At 66.1% G+C, this 18,959-nt stretch carries 19 protein-coding genes and 1 tRNA gene; 9 read left to right on the forward strand and 11 right to left on the reverse strand.

The window, feature by feature from the left end; genetic code table 11:
• Window positions 1-42 precede the first annotated feature (42 nt).
• The 6 genes from ABLE71_RS15285 to ABLE71_RS15310 all read right to left on the reverse strand — a co-directional run bounded on the left by ABLE71_RS15285 (window position 43) and on the right by ABLE71_RS15310 (window position 5,204).
• Window positions 43-894, reverse strand: a complete 852-nt coding sequence (locus ABLE71_RS15285) for a peptidylprolyl isomerase (protein ID WP_348784287.1) — start codon at window positions 892-894, stop codon at window positions 43-45.
• A gap of 69 nt (window positions 895-963) precedes the next feature.
• Window positions 964-1,143 (reverse strand): hypothetical protein, encoded by a 180-nt coding sequence (locus ABLE71_RS15290; protein ID WP_348784288.1) that lies wholly within the window; start codon window positions 1,141-1,143, stop codon window positions 964-966.
• A gap of 127 nt (window positions 1,144-1,270) precedes the next feature.
• Complete coding sequence (locus ABLE71_RS15295; protein WP_348784289.1) at window positions 1,271-1,594, reverse strand: hypothetical protein; 324 nt, start codon at window positions 1,592-1,594, stop codon at window positions 1,271-1,273.
• Window positions 1,591-2,394: a DUF2092 domain-containing protein gene (locus tag ABLE71_RS15300; protein ID WP_348784290.1), complete on the reverse strand. Its 804-nt coding sequence runs from the start codon at window positions 2,392-2,394 to the stop codon at window positions 1,591-1,593. The genes ABLE71_RS15295 and ABLE71_RS15300 overlap by 4 nt, the downstream gene beginning before the upstream one ends.
• A 39-nt stretch (window positions 2,395-2,433) precedes the next feature.
• Entirely contained in the window at window positions 2,434-4,374 is a 1,941-nt protein-coding gene (locus ABLE71_RS15305; RefSeq protein ID WP_348784291.1) for a DUF3604 domain-containing protein, read from the reverse strand.
• Between the two features lie 53 nt (window positions 4,375-4,427).
• The gene (locus ABLE71_RS15310; RefSeq protein WP_348784292.1) at window positions 4,428-5,204 is read right to left on the reverse strand and encodes a hypothetical protein; all 777 of its coding nucleotides are present in this window, start codon (window positions 5,202-5,204) and stop codon (window positions 4,428-4,430) included.
• Between the two features lie 260 nt (window positions 5,205-5,464).
• Between ABLE71_RS15310 and ABLE71_RS15315 the strand changes: the two genes are divergently transcribed.
• From ABLE71_RS15315 to ABLE71_RS15330, 4 genes are all read left to right on the forward strand, one after another.
• Window positions 5,465-6,436 carry a tripartite tricarboxylate transporter substrate-binding protein gene (locus ABLE71_RS15315; protein ID WP_348784293.1) on the forward strand — a complete coding sequence of 324 codons (972 nt, stop codon included), beginning with the start codon at window positions 5,465-5,467 and terminating at the stop codon, window positions 6,434-6,436.
• Window positions 6,437-6,539: 103 nt separating this feature from the next.
• Window positions 6,540-7,067, forward strand: a complete 528-nt coding sequence (locus ABLE71_RS15320; RefSeq protein ID WP_348784294.1) for a tripartite tricarboxylate transporter TctB family protein — start codon at window positions 6,540-6,542, stop codon at window positions 7,065-7,067.
• A 3-nt stretch (window positions 7,068-7,070) separates the two neighbouring features.
• Entirely contained in the window at window positions 7,071-8,594 is a 1,524-nt protein-coding gene (locus ABLE71_RS15325) for a tripartite tricarboxylate transporter permease (protein ID WP_348784295.1), read from the forward strand.
• Window positions 8,587-9,786, forward strand: a complete 1,200-nt coding sequence (locus tag ABLE71_RS15330; protein WP_348784296.1) for a CoA transferase — start codon at window positions 8,587-8,589, stop codon at window positions 9,784-9,786. Before ABLE71_RS15325 ends, ABLE71_RS15330 begins: the two co-directional genes overlap by 8 nt.
• 188 nt (window positions 9,787-9,974) lie before the next feature.
• Here the strand turns inward: ABLE71_RS15330 and ABLE71_RS15335 are convergent, their stop codons facing one another.
• A complete protein-coding gene (locus ABLE71_RS15335) occupies window positions 9,975-10,754 on the reverse strand; it encodes a FecR domain-containing protein (RefSeq protein ID WP_348784297.1) in 780 nt (259 codons plus the stop codon).
• A 205-nt stretch (window positions 10,755-10,959) separates the two neighbouring features.
• Between ABLE71_RS15335 and ABLE71_RS15340 the strand changes: the two genes are divergently transcribed.
• Window positions 10,960-11,901 (forward strand): dihydrodipicolinate synthase family protein, encoded by a 942-nt coding sequence (locus ABLE71_RS15340; RefSeq protein ID WP_348784298.1) that lies wholly within the window; start codon window positions 10,960-10,962, stop codon window positions 11,899-11,901.
• Between the two features lie 57 nt (window positions 11,902-11,958).
• Here ABLE71_RS15340 and ABLE71_RS15345 read toward each other — a convergent pair whose 3' ends face one another.
• Window positions 11,959-12,795 carry an alpha/beta hydrolase gene (locus tag ABLE71_RS15345; protein ID WP_348784299.1) on the reverse strand — a complete coding sequence of 279 codons (837 nt, stop codon included), beginning with the start codon at window positions 12,793-12,795 and terminating at the stop codon, window positions 11,959-11,961.
• Between the two features lie 273 nt (window positions 12,796-13,068).
• Between ABLE71_RS15345 and ABLE71_RS15350 the strand changes: the two genes are divergently transcribed.
• Window positions 13,069-13,791 (forward strand): carbonic anhydrase, encoded by a 723-nt coding sequence (locus ABLE71_RS15350; RefSeq protein WP_348784300.1) that lies wholly within the window; start codon window positions 13,069-13,071, stop codon window positions 13,789-13,791.
• Between the two features lie 21 nt (window positions 13,792-13,812).
• On the opposite strand, the gene ABLE71_RS15355 is transcribed toward ABLE71_RS15350, so the two are convergent.
• From ABLE71_RS15355 to ABLE71_RS15365, 3 genes are all read right to left on the reverse strand, one after another.
• Window positions 13,813-13,888 (reverse strand) — tRNA-Lys (locus ABLE71_RS15355).
• A 247-nt stretch (window positions 13,889-14,135) separates the two neighbouring features.
• Window positions 14,136-14,435, reverse strand: coding sequence for a hypothetical protein (locus tag ABLE71_RS15360; RefSeq protein ID WP_348784301.1), 300 nt, complete (start codon window positions 14,433-14,435; stop codon window positions 14,136-14,138).
• A gap of 196 nt (window positions 14,436-14,631) precedes the next feature.
• The gene (locus ABLE71_RS15365; protein ID WP_348784302.1) at window positions 14,632-15,543 is read right to left on the reverse strand and encodes a PhzF family phenazine biosynthesis protein; all 912 of its coding nucleotides are present in this window, start codon (window positions 15,541-15,543) and stop codon (window positions 14,632-14,634) included.
• Between the two features lie 132 nt (window positions 15,544-15,675).
• Here ABLE71_RS15365 and ABLE71_RS15370 point away from each other — a divergent pair, with 132 nt between their 5' ends.
• The 3 genes from ABLE71_RS15370 to ABLE71_RS15380 are packed head-to-tail and all read left to right on the forward strand — an operon-like array spanning window position 15,676 to window position 18,949.
• A complete protein-coding gene (locus ABLE71_RS15370) occupies window positions 15,676-17,025 on the forward strand; it encodes an efflux RND transporter periplasmic adaptor subunit (RefSeq protein ID WP_348784303.1) in 1,350 nt (449 codons plus the stop codon).
• Entirely contained in the window at window positions 17,025-17,741 is a 717-nt protein-coding gene (locus ABLE71_RS15375; protein ID WP_348784304.1) for an ABC transporter ATP-binding protein, read from the forward strand. The genes ABLE71_RS15370 and ABLE71_RS15375 overlap by 1 nt, the downstream gene beginning before the upstream one ends.
• Complete coding sequence (locus tag ABLE71_RS15380; RefSeq protein ID WP_348784305.1) at window positions 17,741-18,949, forward strand: ABC transporter permease; 1,209 nt, start codon at window positions 17,741-17,743, stop codon at window positions 18,947-18,949. Before ABLE71_RS15375 ends, ABLE71_RS15380 begins: the two co-directional genes overlap by 1 nt.
• The last annotated feature ends 10 nt before the right edge of the window (window positions 18,950-18,959 follow it).

Genomic DNA, 18,959 nt, shown 5'->3' on the forward strand with positions numbered 1-18,959 from the left:
CCAGCAGCGGAATCAGGAAGATCAGCGCGACAAGAAGCCGTCTCACTCAGGCGCTTCCATGCCGGCAGGGCTCTCTATGGTGACCGAATAGCCCTTGAGCAGCTCCGCCAGGCGCGCGTCTTCAAGTTCCTGCCGCCTGGCGTTCGTCCACTCCCGCGCCACGGCCTCGCGCACCTCGTCGAGAACAGGCGTCCGGCCTTGCAGGCGCTCCGTCACGCGCACGAGGTGCTGCCCGTAGGTGGAAGCCACTGGACCCGTCCATGGTCCGGGCGGAACCTTGGACAGCGCTTCGGCGAACTCCGCCCCGAAGGTCTGGCTTATCTGCGTCGTTGTGGAAAGCGGCAGATCCGGCGGCAGCAGTGTGGGGTCGCCGAGGCCAGAACGGTCGATTTCCGGATCGGACAGCAGCACTTCTAGGATCGATGCGGCGTCCTGGCCGGTCGCCTGGCCGCGTCGCTGTGGATTGACGAAAACCTGCTGGAACGCAAGCGCGCCGTCGATCCTGAAAGCGTCAGGGTTGGCGTCGAGATAGGCCTGCAGCTCCGCATCCGTCGCTTCGAGCGCCTCGGCTTCGGCCGCGTTCAGGAATTCCATCTTCTGGCGCAGCCTGCGCCTGACGACCGTGTCGTCCTTGTCGAGCCCGAGCGCCAGCGCCTGGCGGACGAGGATTTCCTCCTTCACATGATCGTCGATCAGGCCCTTGAGCTCTTCCGGCGTCGGCGAGCGCTGCCAGGTCTTGGCAAACAGCGTAGCCATCTGCTCGATCTTCGGCGCGGTGACGACGATGCTGTCCGTCTTCTCGTCAACGTCCGAGACCAGCCCGTGCACCGCGAAGATCGCCAGCGCCAGGAGCAGGAAGTGGAGGAGCGGCTCCTTCAGCAGCGATTTCAGCATCAGTCGGTGCGCCCGGGAACGGGTTGCGATGGTCGGGTCTCGGACACCATGGCCTACCGGCGACGATGCTCAGTCATTGGCCAGATCGTCTTCGTCCTCCCGCTTGGTCTTCTCGAAGGAGATGCCTTCGTTGAAGGCTTCGTAGGCCGCCATCTTGAGTTCGGCCTTCATGGTCCCCTTCAGCCAGTGCGAACGCTCGGACTCGCAATAGCTCTGGAACCATCTTTCGAAATATCTGGCCGGGTCCATCGATCATTCCTCCGGGGTTGGCCCGATCACCATCAGTTCCGGCGAGTTTGCCCGTCGCCGGTCACGATTGCCGGGTGCCGCCTACGACACGGGCGGCTCCCTTGCAATGCTTCTACGTCGTCGTTGCTCAGAAATAGACGACGACGTAGCCGCCGCCGGACCTCTGATAATAAACGCCGCCGCAGTAGTAGAGGCTATAGCCGTAGTAGCTGCCATACGGACAGCCGGCGGGAATGGCGCCGATATAGGCGCCGCGGCGGATCACGCGGCGCGTGGTCCTGCGGGCGACGCCGGCGACGCTGCCGGGGGTCGCCGGACGCCCAACGCGCGCTTGGGCATCGGAGACCAGGCTGAAGATGCCCATGCCGACCTGCCGGTCGGCGACGTGGAAGTCGGAGGCGCAGAACAGCAGCGCGAGCGATGCAATGACCGCCTTGGTGGACGACCTCATTTTGCGTTTCCTTCTTCAAGCAGGCCAGCGAGTTCGTCCAGCCCGCGCATCTCCTCGATCTTCACTTCCTTGGCGTCGCCCGTCTGCAACTGGAAATCGTCGGCGGCTACATCCTTGCCGGCCTTCCAGTCGGAAATCTGCACCGTGTAGGAAGGCGCCATGGCCATCATCCGGCTGGTGATGGTGAAACGGCAGGGGCGCGGCACATCGCCATCGGCGATCCAGACCTCCCAGTCCGTGTCCACGGTTCTGAAAGCCAGGTGGTTGCAGACCTCTCCGCCAATCACGCCGCTTCCGAGGTCCTTGGCCGCCGTGACGTTCTCCATCATGATCGCGAAGGCGTTGGGCGACAGAAGGTCGGCGGCCGGCGCTTCGACGCCGTAGGCGAAGCGGAGCGTATCGATCATGTCGTCGACCGAGCCCTCCAGGGGAATCTTCGTATAGACGTTGAGGTGCTTCCCGATCGCCGAAACGGTCTTTCCGTCATAGGTCAGTTCGACATCGGCCACGCCGGTGCGTGTCATGCGCGCCTTGTCCGGACGCTGCAGCGTCAGCGAGCCGGAACTCGCGAGGCCGAGCTTCATCATGTCGGCGGTTACGATGTCGAGCGTCGCGTCATATTTGAACGAGAAGGCCTGCTGCCCGGCAAGATAGTCGGTCATCGCCTTGAACATTTGCTTCGCCTGGGCCTCATCGGCCGCGGCGGGCTGAGCGCCCGTCACGCCCGCCAGCCCGCAAAGCGCCAGCGCCGCAATAACGGTCCGAAACGTCCCGTTCAGACTTCTTCCTGGATCCATCATCTCATCATTCCTTATTGTCACGCGTTGGCGTCAAGATTGTTACGGCGTGTACCAGATGGGCGAGGTATACGCGCGTTCGGTGACAGTCATGAGCGTGCCTTCGAGCGGCTTCGTCCCGAACCGCTTGGCGTCGTAGGCCGTCCAGCGCGGCGTCGGGATCTCGATGACGCGCCCGTAGTAGAAGGCCTTCTGCTTCGGATCGAAACCTGGATCCTTCCACACCGCGATCAGTTCGGGCGCGCCGATCGTGTTGGTCCAGATCGCGTTCTCGACATCCACCGTGCTGCCGACCGACGGCAGCTTGCCGTCGGCGCCAGGCTGACGGTCGCCGCCCCACGCCACGTCGTAGACCTGCTCGTGGGTTTGGCCCTTGTCGTCGAGCCAGCCCTTGATGATCTGGTAGCGGTCGAGATTGGCTCCGATGGGATCCTTGAGCGCCGCGACCAGGAAGGTCGGCGCCTTGCCTTCGGGCGCCGCCGTCAGGTCGCCGCCCATGGGGACGCCCTTGCCGTAGCCGATGGCGCCGGGGTTGCGGTTCTCAGCATCGGCCGGCTCGAAGTCCCAGCCACCGAAGAAGCGCACCGCCATGCGCGGTCCCGTCGTGCCATAGGTCTCCTTGCGCTGCATGGCGTCCCAGATGGCCTCGCGGGTGTTCTCCTGCGCCCACACGGCGGCGTAGCCGGAGGCGCCTACCTCCCAGTCCATCACCGTGATGCCGGTCTTGGCGTCCTTGACGAACGTTGCCGTCAGACGCTCGGGGCTCGGCTCCTGCGGCGTCGTCTTGCCGAAGAAATTCTCCTCTTCGACCGCGGCGAGGCCGGTATGCGCGTCGGTGCTGCCGACCAGCCCGAACTTGTAGGGGTTGGTACCGAGTTCTGTTTCGAGCTTGAGGCCGTTCTTCAGCGCCGAGCGGGTATATTCGAATTCGAACATGTCGGGCGTCTTCGGCACGCTGGCGTCGAGGTTGCCGAAATCCCAGAGCTCGAAGTCCGCGAACTCGTCGTTGGGCGAGAGCAGCGGATGCGCCTCGCCGGTCCCCTTCGTCTGGGTCGTCTCGTAGAGCCGTTCCCACCGGGAGCGCTGCTCGACATATTCCTTGTCGACCGGCTTGCCGGTGAAGGACTCGATCAGAGGGAACATGCGGCCGTTGGAGAGGTTGCCGTTGTGCGCGATCGCCAGCACATTGCCGCCGGTCTTGTCCTCATAGCCCTGCATCCACGTCCACAGGTCGCGCGGATTGTCGCTGCCGAGCGGCTTCAACGTGGTGTAAGGCACCACCTGGTCGGCCTTGTCGGCATTGTCGCGGAAGATCACGTTGCGGTGCAGATTGTTGCCGTCGGTGTTCGAGGTCCACTCATAGCCGATGAAGGCGGTGAAGCGTCCCGGATCGTTGTATTCCTCGGCCGCCTTGATCGTGTCCTGCCAGGCGTTCTTGTAGGGCCGCGTGTCCGGCCCGTAGATCATCGCCTTGGGCAGCTTCCCCTGGCCGAAGGCGAAGATGATCTCCAGCGCCGCCTTGCCGCCCTGTCCCGCCTTGATCTCCTCGTACCATGTCCTGGCCTGCGGATCGGCTATCACCTCCGGCTTGCCGGCGAAGAGGTCGGGGAACATGCCCATGTTGTCGGAGTGATCGGCCACCACCAGGAAGTCGAGCGGTCGCGACAGCTTGGCCGGCTGGCCGCTCGACGCCGTGATTTCCTCGCCGCGGGCGAAGCGGTAGGCGTCGCGAGGAGTCAGCCGCGCGCCAAAAGCGCCGGCGTCGAAAGAAGCCCCGGTGTGCAGGTGCGTGTCGCCGAACAGCGGCCGGGTCGGAAAGTTGCGCCCCGCATAGGGCGAGTAGATCGGCTTGCTCGCGAAGGCCTTGTCGGCCTTCTCGGGCGTCAGCGTGCCTATATCGTCGCCCGCCGCTTGTGCGTGTTGAGCGAAGGCGCAACCGGCAAGCGCGGCCGCCACGAATGTGATTGCACGGTATGTCTTCATGTTTCCCTCCCGGGGATGGCGCGCCGGCCGCGTCGGCCGGCGTCGCTGCATGTTTAAAACCGGATTGTCAGCCCCATGATCGGCCCCTGCTGCACCACGTCGAACAGGAAGCCGTCATCGCTGTAGTCGACGCCGAGTGCGCGGTAGCCGAGCGTCGCCGAATAGCGGTCGTGGAAATGGTAGCCGATGCCGGCCGCGACGTCCCAGTCGAGGTCCGCCTGGCCGGCGCCTATAAGCGCCCAGCCCATGGCGTAGAATTGCGGCGTGAAGGCGAAGTTGCCGCGCACGCCAACCAGCCCGTCGACCCAGGTCGCGCCGTCGCTGAAAGTCTGGCCACCCAAGCCGCCGCCACTGAAGGAAATGTCTGTGTCGACCGACCACACGCGCACGCCGCCGACGATGTCGAGCCTGCCCGACGGTCCGTCGAGCACGGAATATCCAGCGCCTACCAGGCCGGCGAAGGTCGAGGCCTCGACCTCCGCGCTATCCGCCAGAATGCCGAGTGGTGTGTCCGAACTGGCGGAAAGTTTGGTGTAGATCAGGTCGCCGAAGATACTGTAGGGGCCGTTGCGCGCCTCCGCGATCGCCATCGCGGCGAAATCGAGGTTGTCGAAGATGTCGCTGAAGCTGGCGTCGACGTCGATGGTCGGGGAGCCGAACGCGGCGGTCTGCCCCGAAAGGCCAGCCGCCCAGAAATAGGGCGTCACGGAGAAGGTCCAGCCGCTCGCGGGCGCGGGCTCAGGCGCGGACGCCGAGATCACGTCGGCGGCTTGCACCGGACCGACGGCGAGCAAACCTAAAGTCAGGCAAAGCTTGGCCAGACACTTCATACTCAATCCTCCCACAAACCAGCTTGACCATCCGGGCGCCGCGGAGCCCGCCAGTATTATCGACTCCTAACACATCATATCCCGGGCACGCGAGAGTTGACTTGGATCAACGGGCGACGCAAGGGCCCGCAGGCTGCGCGTCCATCCTCGAACAACGCCTTTCCGGGTGACTCGCGCCAAAATCCCTGCAATGCTTGGGGCGGCTCGTAGACGGCCCCGTATTGGCAGCGCCGCAAAGGCGCGATTTTGGAGGAAATCTTATGCTGAACAGACGCGAATTCCTGGTCACCACCGCGGCGGCAGCCGTCGCGACGGCCTTCCCGTTCACCGCCGCAATGGCGCAGGACGCCCCGCAATTGCAGATCTTCGTGCCGGCCAATCCCGGCGGCGGCTGGGACCAGACCGCGCGCGCCATGGAACAGGTGATGCGAGCCGAAAAGCTGATCTCGGGCGCGCAGATCACCAATGTCGGCGGCGCCGGCGGCACCGTCGGCCTGCCGCAGTTCATCAACCAGTGGAAGGGGCGGCCTAACGCCCTGATGGTGGGCGGCATGGTGATGGTCGGGGCGATCATCGCCAACAAGTCGGCCAACAACCTCGGCGAGGTCACGCCGATCGCGCGCCTGACCGGCGAGTTCGAGGCGCTGGTGGTGCCCGCTGCCTCGCCCTTCCAGACCGCGCAGGATTTCGTCGCCGCGCTCAAGGCCGATCCGGCCAAGGTGCCCGTCGCCGGCGGCTCGGCCGGCGGCTCCGACCATATCCTCTTCGGCCTCATCGCCAAGACGGTCGGCGTGCCTGCGACCAGCCTGTCCTACGTGCCCTTCGCGGGCGGCGGCGAGGCGCTGGCAGCGCTCCTCGGCAACCAGGTGGCGGCCGGCATCTCCGGCTATGGCGAATTCGCCGAACAGGTGAAGGCCGGCGGCCTGCGGCTGCTCGCGATCTCCGCCGACAAGCGCCAGGAAGGCATCGACGCGCCGACGATGAAGGAATCCGGCATCGACGTCGAACTGTTCAACTGGCGCGGCGTGTTCGCGCCTCCCGGCGTGACCGACGCGGACAAGGCCGCGATGGTCGCACTTGTCGGCAAGATGGCCGAAAGCGCCGCCTGGGCGACGGAGTGCAAGAACCGCAACTGGACCTCGATCCTGCTGACGGGCGACGATTACGCGAAGTTCCTGGCGGAGGACACCGCCCGCATCGAGACTATCCTGAAGGATCTCGGCTTGGCATAGTCCGCCAGCAAAGGGCGGCTTTCGGGCCGCCCTTTCTGCATAGGAGAAAGTGCGGCTGCAGCGGAATGAACGGCAGCGGGCCGGCTGCCGCGGGAGGGGACAGATGACCAGCGAAGACACAAGACCGGCGCCGCCACGCCCCGCGCTGCCCGAATTGCTGATCGGGCTCGGCATGCTCGCCTGCGCCGCGGCGGTGCTGTGGCAGACATGGGCGATCCCCGTATCGCCCATGTACTCAAAGGTCGGGCCGACAGTGTTCCCCTATATGACGGCGACGGGGCTCGCCGTGCTTGCGGCGATGCTGATCGGGGCGGCGGCGCGCGGCGGCTGGCAGCCCGACGAGGAGAAGGAAACGCCGACCGACTGGAAGGCACTTGTCTTCGTTGCCGCCGGACTGGTCGCCAACGTGGTCCTGATCCAGCCGCTCGGCTTCACCGGTGCGTCCGTCGTCATGTTCGTGCTGGTCTGTTTCGGCTTCGGCAGCCGGCATCCGTTGCGCGACGCGCTGATGGCGCTGGTGCTGGCCCTGGCGGCCTATTTCGGCTTCGCCCGCGCGCTCGGCGTCAACATCGGCGCGGGCCTGATCGAGAACGTGCTGAATTCCGGCATCGATTCCATCATCGGGGGCTGAGCCATGGACACGCTGAACTCGCTCGCCAGCGGCTTCGCCGTCGCCTTCACGCCGGTCAATCTGATGTGGTGCCTGCTCGGCACGACGCTCGGCACCGCGATCGGCGTGCTGCCGGGGCTCGGGCCCGCGCTGACCATCGCGCTTCTGCTGCCGATCACCTACCGGGTCGCCCCGGAGGCCTCGTTCATCCTCTTCGCCGGCATCTATTACGGCGCCATGTATGGCGGCTCGACGACGTCGATCCTGCTCAACACGCCGGGCGAGAGCGCGACGATCGTCACCGCGCTCGAAGGCAACAAGATGGCTCGCTCTGGCCGCGGCGGCGCAGCACTCGCCACGTCGGCCATCGGCTCCTTCGTCGCCGGCACGATCGGCACGCTGGGCATCGCCTTCCTCGCGCCTGTCGTGGTGGGCTTCGCGCTCGCCTTCGGCCCGGCCGAATATTTCTCGCTGATGGTGCTGGCTTTCGTCACCGTCTCGGCGGTGCTGGGCTCATCGGCCGCGCGGGGCCTGAGTTCGCTCTTCCTCGGCTTCTTCATCGGCATGATCGGCGTCGATATCCAGACAGGCCAGCCGCGCTTCACCTTCGGCATGGCCGAACTTCTCGACGGCGTCGACGTCATCATCGTGGCGGTCGGCCTGTTCGCCGTCGGCGAGACGCTCTACGTCGCCTCGCGCCGCTATGCCGGCAAGGACGAGATCGTGCCCCTGAAAGGCTCGCTCTACATGACGGCGCAGGAATGGCGGCGGTCCTGGAAGGCGTGGCTGCGCGGCACCTTAATCGGCTTCCCGATCGGCGCGCTGCCGGCGGGCGGCGCGGAAATCCCGACTTTCCTGTCCTATGCGATGGAGAAGAAGCTGTCGAAACACAAGGAAGAATTCGGCACCACCGGCGCCATCGAAGGCGTGGCGGGACCCGAGGCGGCGAACAATGCGTCGGCGGCCGGCGTTCTGGTGCCGATGCTGACGCTCGGCCTGCCGACCTCGGCGACGGCCGCGATCATGCTGTCGGCCTTCCAGAGCTACGGCATCAACCCCGGCCCGCTGCTCCTGACGACGCAAGCGAACCTCGTCTGGGGCCTGATCGCCTCGCTGTTCATCGCCAACGTCATCCTGGTCATCCTCAACCTGCCGCTAATCGGGCTGTGGGTGAAGCTCCTGAAGATACCAGCGCCGCAGCTCTATGCCGGCATACTGGTCTTCGCCACCGTCGGCAGCTACGGCATCTCGCAGTCGCCGGTCGACCTCGTGCTGCTCTACATTCTCGGCGCCATCGGCTTCATGATGCGGCGCTTCGATTTCCCGACCGCGCCCGTCATCATCGGCATGATCCTTGGGCCGCTGGCCGAGGCGCAGTTCCGACGCGCCATGACCATCTCGAACGGCGACTGGACGGTGTTCTTCACCCATCCGCTGTCGCTGACATTGCTGGTGCTGGCTCTTGTCGCGCTCGTCGCGCCGTATATCTGGGGCCATATCGAGCGGCGGCGGCTGCGCGGCCAGGAGCCCGTGCCCGGCGATGCCTGAGCAGGTTCGACCGGCCGCCGGCCTGCTCGCCGGCATACGCGTGCTCGACCTGACCAACGTGCTGGCTGGTCCCTATTGCGCCTATCAGCTTGCGTTGCTCGGGGCCGACGTCATCAAGGTCGAGCAGCCCTCGGGCGGCGATCTGGCGCGGCAGCTCGGCGCGTCGCCCGAGCTGAACCGCGCCGGCATGGGCGCATCCTTCCTGGCGCAGAATGCGGGCAAGCGCTCGGTGACGCTCGACCTGAAGAAGGAGACCGACCGCGAGCGCTTCCTCGATCTCGTGGCGACGGCCGATGCGGTGGTGGAGAATTTCAGGCCCGGCGTGATGGTGCGGCTGGGGCTCGGCTACGAGCGGCTGAAGGAAGTCAGGCCGGGTCTGGTCTATTGCGCCATCTCCGGCTTCGGCCAGACCGGGCCGATGCGCGACAACCCCGCCTACGACCAAATCATCCAGGGCCTGTCGGGCGTGATGAGCATCACCGGCACGGCCGACACCGCGCCGCTGCGCGTCGGTTATCCGGTCTGCGACACGATCGGCGGGCTCGCCGGAGCCTTCGCCATCGTGTCGGCGCTGCTCAGGCAGAAGACATCAGGCGAATGCGCCTTCCTCGACGTGTCGATGCTGGAGGCGACGCTGTCGGCGCTCGGCTGGCCGGTGTCGAATTTTTTAACCGCCGGCGTCGATCCGCAACCGATGGGCAACGAGAACATGACGGCGGCGCCTTCCGGCACGTTCCGCACCGGAGGCGGGGTGCTCAACATCGCAGCCAACAAGCAGGAGCAGTTCGTCACGCTCTGCGGGCTGATTGGGCGGCCGGAGCTTGCCAGGGATCCGCGCTTTGCCGAACGCGAGACGCGCAAGAAGAACCGCGCCGACCTCAACGCCGCGATCGAGGAGGCGCTTTCGGCGCGTCCGGCCTCCGCGTGGGAGGAGATGCTGAACCGCGCCGGCGTACCGGCCGGGCGCGTGCTGACGATCCCCGAGGTGCTGTCGGAGCCGCAGGTGGCGGGGCGCGAAATGACGCGGCGCTTCGACGACGTGCTGCCCGACGGCCGCGCCTTGACGGTGGTGCGCGGCGGCTTTCTCGTCGATGGGCAAGCTCCCCTCCCCGCTTCGCCGCCGCCAAAGCTCGGCGAGCATTCGGACGAGATTTTCGCGGCCGTTCCGAACAGGCCGAAGCCCGCTTCTTGACTCGTTCGCTGCACATCGTCTGCGGCGCGCAGGGGCTGGACGTCGTGACCAACAAGCTTAAGCAGCCCGGATCGCGGTCTGGCAAGTGGCAGGGCTCACCACCGACTTCCCGTCCTGAGTAGCGGCCAAAAGGAAACCGGCGCGCCTTTCGACGCGCCGGCTTCATTTTCCTGGTCGTTCGTCAGGCCTCAGTAGTTGTCGTAGTCCGGTTCGGGCTCGGGCTCGGGCTCGGGAGCACTCCGCGGTTCTGGACGGTCAGAGTCGCCACGCTCGGTCCGCTTTCCCGATGCCGCGGACAGGCCGCAATTGCCGCCGAAGGCGCTGCGAAAACCACTCGACAGCTGCTGCCTGCCCGACAGGAATGGAAACGCCTGGTCGGACCCGACGGTGGCGAAGATGTCGCGGTTCACGCGCGAGGCTTCGCTGACGCCGCCCCTAGGCGTGGCGACGACGACATCGCAGCGGCGCCTCAGATCCTGGCAGCCATTGGAGCCGCAGAACTGCGCGGCCCCCGAGAGAAGCACGACCGCGGTGACACCGCCGGAGCCGACGAAGATTTCGAGCCTGGTGCCGCGGATGCCGATCGTTCCGGCCGGCGTCACGATCTCGTAGGCCTCCGACTTCGACTTGCCGCTGATCCAGCGGAACGAGCCGCGCGCCGCGTTCAGCGTCAGCTTGTTGAAGGTTTTCGAACTGTCGTAGATGAAGCGGTCGATCACGACCGAGGAGTTGCCGCCGACGGCGAACTTGGTGCCGTCCGCGAACCTGAACTCTCCCAACCCGTTGGCCGAGGTTCGTATTCGTTCGTCGCGATAGACCGGGGATTTCACGGCGATCGGCCCGCTGTCGCCGGTGACGGCGGTTCGCACGAGCGTCGCCTGCCCGACCTGCTCCTGGCCAACCGCGGGGAAGGCGACGGAAATCAGCGCCGCGGTTGCCGCCGCCATTGTCTTGAGTTGTGATTTCATTGGAGGTCTCCTTGGGGGAAGCGAAGAGGCGGCGACACTATTGACGGCGATGTAACGTCTTCATGTCAGCCGGTTTCAATCGTGTTACCGTTCCGATTCCTCCGGGCTCGCCTGCTTGCGGCGCTCGTCGCCCTGATCCTGCGCCCTTCACGGGAACCACGGTTTGGCCTATCCCTCGCGGTGCGGCAGACGGCAGGGATACAGGATGGACAGGATCAGCGAGGCGACGCGCGGCGTCTTCATCATTTCGCCGACGCCCTTTCTCGACACCGGGGAACTCGACCTCGACGGCACTGATGCGCTGGTCGAATTCTTCCTCGACAAGGGCGTCGACGGCATCACCATACTCGGCGTTTTGGGCGAAGCCGCCAAGCTGACGCCGGATGAAGCGCACGCCTTCATGCTGAAGGTTCTGCGGCGGGTCGACGGACGCCGGCCGGTCGTCGTCGGGGCTAGCAATCCCGGCACCGACAATCTGGTGCGCTTCGCCAGGACCGCGATGGACGTAGGTGCTGCCGGGCTGATGATCGCGCCGATCCCGGGCCTCAAGCATGACGAGCAGATCTACGGCTATTGGGCGGAAATCCTCGCGCGCCTCGGACCGGAGATCCCGGTCTGCTACCAGGATTATCCGCAGACGACCGGCGTCTTCACCTCGACCGCCGTGCTCAACCGGCTGATCGACGCCTTCCCCAACTTCGTGATGCTGAAGCACGAGGAGTCGCCCGGCCTGCCGAAGATCACGGCGCTTCGCGCGGCTTCAGCCGACGGCAAGCGGCGGCGCGTCTCGATCCTGGTGGGCAATGGCGGACTGCACCTGCCGCAGGAACTGAGGCGCGGCGCCGACGGCGCCATGACCGGCTTCGCTTACCCGGAGATGCTGGTCGAGGTGTACGACAGGTTTCATGCCGGCGATGCGGAAGGCGCCGAAGACGTCTTCGACATCTACCTGCCGATCCTCAGGCACGAGCAGCAGACTGGCTTCGGGCTCGCCATCCGCAAGGAGGTGCTGCACCGCCGCGGCGCGTTGCGCTCGGCGGCGATGCGCCATCCCGGCCCCAAGCTCGGGAAGACCGACCACCTCGAACTCGACGGGCTGATGGCGCGGCTCGAACGGCGGCTGGCCGAATTCCGATCCGCCGGGTGACGACGACGCCTCCCGCCCGCGGCCCCCGAACCGCGAACGGGCGGGTCGCGAAAGCCGTCAGCCCTTGATGAAGGCCAGCAGGTCGGCGTTGATGATGTCGGCATGCGTGGTTGGCATGCCGTGCGGGAAGCCGGGATAGGTCCTGAGGATGCCGTTCTTCAGGAGCTTCGCCGACAGCGGCGCGGAATCGGCATAGGGCACGATCTGGTCGTCGTCGCCATGCATGACCAGCGTCGGCACCGAGATCGCCTTCAGATCCCCGGTCTGGTCGGTCTCGGAAAAGGCCTTGATGCCGTCGTAATGGGCTTTAGCGCCGCCCATCATGCCCTGACGCCACCAATTGTAGATCACGCCCTGGTCTGCCTTGGCGCCCGGCCGGTTGTAGCCGTAGAACGGGCCGCTCGGCAGATCGATGTAGAACTGCGCGCGATTGTCGGCGAGCGCCTTGCGCAGCCCGTCGAACACCTCGATCGGCAGGCCGCCGGGGTTCTTGTCGGTCTTGATCATGATCGGCGGAACCGCGCTCATCAGCACCGCCTTGGCGACGCGCCCCTGCGGTTCGCCGAATTTGGCGACATAGCGGGCGACCTGGCCGCCGCCCGTCGAGTGGCCGATGTGGACGGCGTTCCTGAGATCGAGATGCTCAAAGACGGCCGAGGCGTCGGCCGCGTAGTGGTCCATGTCGTGGCCGCTGTCGCCCTGCGAGGAACGGCCGTGGCCGCGCCGGTCATGCGCGACGACGCGAAAACCCTTGTGCAGGAAGAACAGCATCTGGTTGTCCCAGTCGTCCGCCGAGAGCGGCCAGCCATGGTGGAACACGATCGGCTGGGCATCCTTCGGACCCCAGTCCTTGTAGAAGATCTCGGTGCCGTCCTTGGTGGTGATGGTGCCCATGGGTACATCCTTTCAGTCAATGATCTGGCGAATATCGTGGGAGGATATGTCAGCGCGACGACGGGTGGGGGTGACCGTGCATCGCGAGCGCAAGATGAATGGAGAGCAACGCGGCGGTCAAGGCGCGGCCCAACACGCGTGCCGATTCTCCCGCCCAATCGAGCTCAGCTCGGACAGCCGAGGACGGCGGCCAGTGGAGGTCACGGCCCGAGATGTGATAGACTGGCACGAAAGCGCCGCGTCCATCCGGGGCGCAAACGAGGGGGGAATGTCATGTGCCGCGAATGCGAAAGCGCAAAGCTCGGTCGCCGGAATGTGCTGAAATTCGCAGCCGGGGGCATTCTCGCCGTCGGACTCAACGCCATGTCCTGGCCGGCGCGCGCCGCCGATGGCGCACCGACCACGCTTTCGCCCGATGAGGCGCTCGCCGCGATGAAATCCGGCAACGAGCGTTATGTCGCCAATCCCGAGCTCTGCTCCACCGACCTCGCAAAGCAGCGCGGGTCGGTGGCCGGGCACCAGGCTCCCTGGGCGACGGTCATCAGTTGCGCCGACAGCCGGGTGCCGCCGGAACTGATCTTCGGCGGGGTCGGCGTCGGCGAACTCTTCGTCGCGCGAAACGCCGGCAATCTCTTGGACACCGCGACGCTCGGAACCGTCGAATACGGCGCCGCGGTGCTCGGTTCGCCGCTGATCGTCGTGCTCGCCCATACGAGCTGCGGCGCCGTCAAGGCGGCCTGCGACGTGATGACGAAGAATGCGACCTTCCCGGGCGCCATCGGCCCGATGATCGATCCGATCCTGCCGGCCGCGCTTGCGGTGCGCGAAGCCCCCGGCGACCTTGTCGACAATGCCGCCATGGAAAGCGCGAGACGCACCGCCGGCAGGCTGACGGCCGCGAGCACGGTCCTCTCCGACCTGGCGAACGCGGGGAAGCTGAAGATCGCCGCGGGAATCTACGATCTCAAGACGGGCGTCGTTGCGTACCTGAATTGAGATGGGAGCTTTGCGCGGCTTTGGTGGGTGCGACAGGGATCGAACCTGTGACCCGCTGATTAAGAGTCAGCTGCTCTACCAACTGAGCTACGCACCCGTGCGCCCGGCGAACCGGAGGTCGCGGCGGATATAGCCACCGCGCCCCGCCCTGTCCAGCCCTTAACCGACCGACTGGGGAAAAGCCCCGACACTGCGACGAAAGGCCCGTTCTCGCCTAAGCACATTGCGATCATCAGTCAGCCGCTGCTCCCGACAACGTTCACTTGCACTTGGATTTGATGCGGAACCTCGCCGATCGTGAGCGGAACCGGCGCCTCCCTGGAGCCGGTTTCCGCAAATCCCCGTCATGTAGGCCTGCGTTGGCAACGCAACTCGCGGGGCTCGGCACGCGGGACGTCGCCCCTCTTGCGGGCACGGTCGAGACGCCGATTGCATTCGCGGCGCGCACGATCGCAGGCGTTCTCCATCTTGATGGCCGTGGCGTAGCCTTGGATGGCAAGTTTTCCGGTCACGAGCCCGACACCATCTTGGTATAGTTTATAATAGCACCCAGCGGCGGCGGCGGGTGCCGTCGACGCAGAGACCGCAACGAAGCCGAGTGCGGCTGTGGCGGCAAGCATGAGAAAGCTCTTCATCTGTTCCATCCTCGATCCTGGGAGCCCCGCGGCGCGCGGAGTGCTCGTTGCACATCGGCGTCGCCGGACACCTGCAAATAGGCTGAGCTCGCAGAGGTCGCATCGACGACTGGCGCCAAGATCGCTAAAGGAGACGTCCGGCGCATTTCGCCGGCCGTCGTGGATTGTTTCATTTGTTTCAGGAAGTTGCTGCGTCAGCCCAGGCTCAGGCGAACAGCACGCCCTCGGCGACCTTCACCGCATTGCCGCCTATGCGCGCGCCAGCCATCTTGCCGCTCTCGACGTCGACCTCGAGCCTCAGGCGCGACGGACGGCCCATCTCGATGCCCTGCTCGATCCAGTAGCGCTGGAGACCGTCGACCGGCTCGTCGAAATGCAGGATCGTGCCGGCGAAGGCGGCAGCCGCCGAGCCGGTCGCGGGATCCTCGTAGGAGGGGTTGCCGGGAACGAACATGCGCGCATGGAATGCGCTGTCGTGGTGGACGGTTTCACGGCAATAGGCATAGGCCGAGGCGACGATGCCCTCGCCCTTGGACGGCGCGAGATCCATCCAGGCGTTGTTGTCGAAGCGTATCCTCGCGGCGGCATCGAGGTTGGCGACGGGCACGGTCACATAGGGAACGCCCGCCGACCACAGGCTCGGGCGGTGGTTCTCGAAGCCGATCTCGTGCGGCGAAAGACCGAGCGCCGCGCCCAGGACGGCGGCGTCGATGGAAAGGTCGAGCTGCTGCGGAAGCTTGGGCAGGTCGAACTCGGCGAAGGTCGCGCCCCCGCCCTTGGTGACGGCGCAGCGCACCGGCCCGATGTTTTCCTCCAGCACGAACATGCCGGCGGTGCCGTCGTTCGCCGCCTGTTCGGCGAGCGCGACCGCCGAGCCGACGGTCGGATGGCCGGCGAAGGGCATCTCATAGTCGGGAGTGAAGATGCGCACCCTGGCGCGGTGGCGCGGATTGTCGGGCGGCAGGATGAACACCGACTCGGACAGGTTGAACTCGCGCGCGATCGCCTGCATGGCCGCCGTGTCCAGCCCCTCGCAATCGAGAACGACGCCCAGCGGATTGCCCGCGAGTGCTGTGTCGGTGAACACGTCGTAGACGAGATATTTGCGCGATTTCATGGACTTGCTGCCCGCCTCGAATCAAACATGAGCGAAATTTAACTTGTAATCGCAGCCCCGTGGCACAACCTGTCGACCGTAGGGACTTGCTTTCCGGCGCGTAGGGATAGTCGGAAACGATACGGGCGCGCAATGGATCAGATAGTCGAGCGGGATCGAAAGCTGAAGGACGATCGAGCCGCGGCGCTGGCGGACGGCCAGCCTCGGGCACACCCCGCGCTCTCGGCGAAGCAGGCGCTGGGGCTGGGCGACGGACATCGGCGCCCCCGGCGCGGCAGGGGCTGGATGTATGCGCTGGCTGCTGCCGCAATCGCCGCAGCCGGACTCGGCTACTGGCAGTTCGGCGGATCGACGACCCCGGCAAGCTATGTCACGGCGCCGGCCGCGATCGGCGACATCACGGTCGAGGTTTCCGCCACCGGCACGCTGCAGCCGCTGATCCAGGTCGACATTTCGAGCGAACTGTCAGGCGTCATGCGCTCCGTCGCCGTTGAGGAAAACCAGCGCGTGAGAGAGGGCGAGGTGCTGGCCGAACTCGACACGACCAGGCTTTCCGCGCAGATCGAAGGCGCGAAAGCGTCCGTGAAGTCGGCCGAGGCCAAGGTGATCGAGGCCAAGACGACGCTCAAGGAGAGCGAGCAGGCTTTCGTGCGCGCCGAACAGCTGCTCAAGCGCGGCATGACCTCGCAGCAGACGCTCGACACGGCGACCGCCACGCGCGACCGCGCCCATGCGAACGTCGCCATGGCCGAGGCCAATCTGGCGATCGCGCAGGCCACGCTGAAGCAGCAGGACGCCGATCTGGTCAAGAGCAAGATCTATGCCCCGATCGACGGCATCGTGCTGACGCGCTCGGTCAACCCCGGCCAGACCGTCGCCTCGTCGATGCAGGCGCCGGTACTCTTCGTTCTGGCGGCCAATCTCGAGAACATGGAACTGGAAGCGGCGATCGACGAGGCCGACATCGGCGGTGTCAAGGACGGGCAAGCCGCGCGCTTCACCGTCGACGCCTTCCCCGAGCGCACCTTCAATGCCGACATCCGCGACATCTCCTTCGCTTCGGTCACCACCGAGGGCGTGGTGACCTACGATGCGCGCCTCGACGTCGACAACAAGGAGCTGCTGCTGAGGCCGGGCATGACGGCGACGGTGACGATCGTCACCCGCGAGGCAAAGGGCGTGCTGACCGTGCCGGCCGCCGCCTTCCGCTACAGTCCGCCGGCCGCGACAACCGAACGGCGCGGCTTCAGCCTGCGCGACATGTTCATGCCGCGCATGCGCGTGGGCCGGTCCGGCGACGGCCAGCGGACGAACGCGGAAACCAGCATGCGCACGCTCTACGTGCTGAAGGATGGCGCGCCGGAGGCCGTGCAGGTCAAGACCGGCGCGACCGATGGCGAGGTCATTGAGATTGTCTCCGGGCTATCCGAGGGCGACACGGTGATCACCGGCACGAAAACCGGCGCCGGGCCGACGTCTTGATGAACGTGGCGCTCAGACCGACGCCGCTCATCACCTTCGACAAGGTCTGGAAGACCTATGGCAGGGGTGAAGCGCAGGTCCATGCGCTCGCCGGCGTCGACCTGACCATCGGCGGCGGCGAATTCGTGGCGATCATGGGACCGTCCGGCTCGGGCAAATCGACGGCGCTGAACATTATCGGCTGCCTCGATACGCCGACCGCCGGCAGCTACGGCTTCATGGATGTCGACGCTGGACGGCTCGACCGCGGCAGCCGCGCGACGCTGAGAAACCTCTATGTCGGCTTCATCTTCCAGGGCTACAATCTGCTGCCGAGGACGACCGCGGTCGAGAATGTCGAGCTGCCGCTGATCTATCGCGGCGTGGGCTCGTCCGAGCGGCGCAAGCTGGCGATGAAGGCCCTCGCCGATGTCGGGCTGGAAGGGCGCGAGACCCATACGCCGGCCGAACTGTCGGGCGGCCAGCAGCAGCGCGTGGCGATCGCCCGCGCCATCGTGACGAGGCCCACTCTGCTCGTCGCCGACGAACCGACCGGCAATCTCGACTCCGCGCGCAGCCACGAGATCATGGACCTTCTGGCAAGGCTGAACGTGGAGCTCGGCCTCACCATCGTCATGGTGACCCACGAGGCGGATATCGCCGCCTATGCCAGCCGGACGCTGCGTTTCGTCGACGGCCGCCTGGCCTCGGACACGATGAAGCTGGAGGCAGCCTGATGTTCCGGGAGACCGTGCGCCTCGCTTTGCTCTCTGTGTGGCGAAACGCCCTGCGTTCGTTCCTGACCCTGCTCGGCATCGTCATCGGCGTCGCGGCGGTCATCGCCATGATCACGATCGGGTCGGGCACCACGGAAAAGGTTCGCGGGGACATCGCGAAGCTCGGAAGCAACCTGCTCGTCGTCCGTCCGGCCCGGCCGGACCAGGCTGGATCGACCGCGTTCACGCCAAGGCAGCTCGACGCCGGCGACGTGAGCGCGCTGAAGCATGGACTGGACAACGCCAAGGCAGTCGCGGCCTCGGCGCAGAAGACGGTTCGGGTCGTCTACGGCGCGCAGAACATCTCGGCCCCGGTGACGGGCACGGACAACGACTATTTCGTCGCGCGGGACTGGAATCCGGCGCTCGGTCGCACATTCACGGAACCGGAGGTGCGCGGCGGCGCCAACGTCTGCCTGATCGGGCAGACCGTGCGCACGCAGTTCTTCGGTTCCGGCGACCCGCTCGGCCAGTCGATCCGCGTCAACCGTTCGGCCTGCAGGGTGATCGGCGTTCTGGAGCCCAAGGGCACGTCGGGCTTCGGCCAGGATCAGGACAATGTCGTCGTGATGCCGCTCGTAGGCTTCCAGCGGCGCATCGCCGGAAACCGCGACGTCGATTCGATCTTCGTCGCGGCCGCCGACGGCGTGGCGACGTCCGCCGTGCAGACCGACATCGAGGCGATCCTGCGTGACACCAGGCGCATCGCACCGGACGCCGACGACAATTTCGACATTCGCGACATGACGCAGATCGCCGAGGCCATGGCAAGCGCCACCACCACCATGACCGGCATGCTCGGCGCGGTGGCTGGCGTCAGCCTGCTCGTCGGAGGCATCGGCGTCATGAACATCATGCTGGTATCGGTGACCGAGCGCACGCGCGAGATCGGCATCCGGCTCGCCATCGGCGCGCATGAGCGCCACATCCTGGTGCAGTTCCTGGTCGAGGCGACCGTGCTGTCGCTGCTCGGCGGGCTGATCGGCATAGCGCTGGGGCTTTCCCTTGCAGGCGCCGCGGCGGCGGCGCTGGCAATTCCCTTTGCGCCGAGCGTGGCGGTGATCCTGCTCGCCGTCGGCTTTTCCGCGCTAATCGGCATGGTCTTCGGCTTCTTCCCGGCGCTGCGCGGCGCAAGGCTCGACCCTATCGAGGCGCTCCGGCACGAGTAAGCCGAGCCGT

Source organism: Mesorhizobium sp. KR9-304 (assembly GCF_040049215.1).
GTDB lineage: Bacteria > Pseudomonadota > Alphaproteobacteria > Rhizobiales > Rhizobiaceae > Mesorhizobium_K.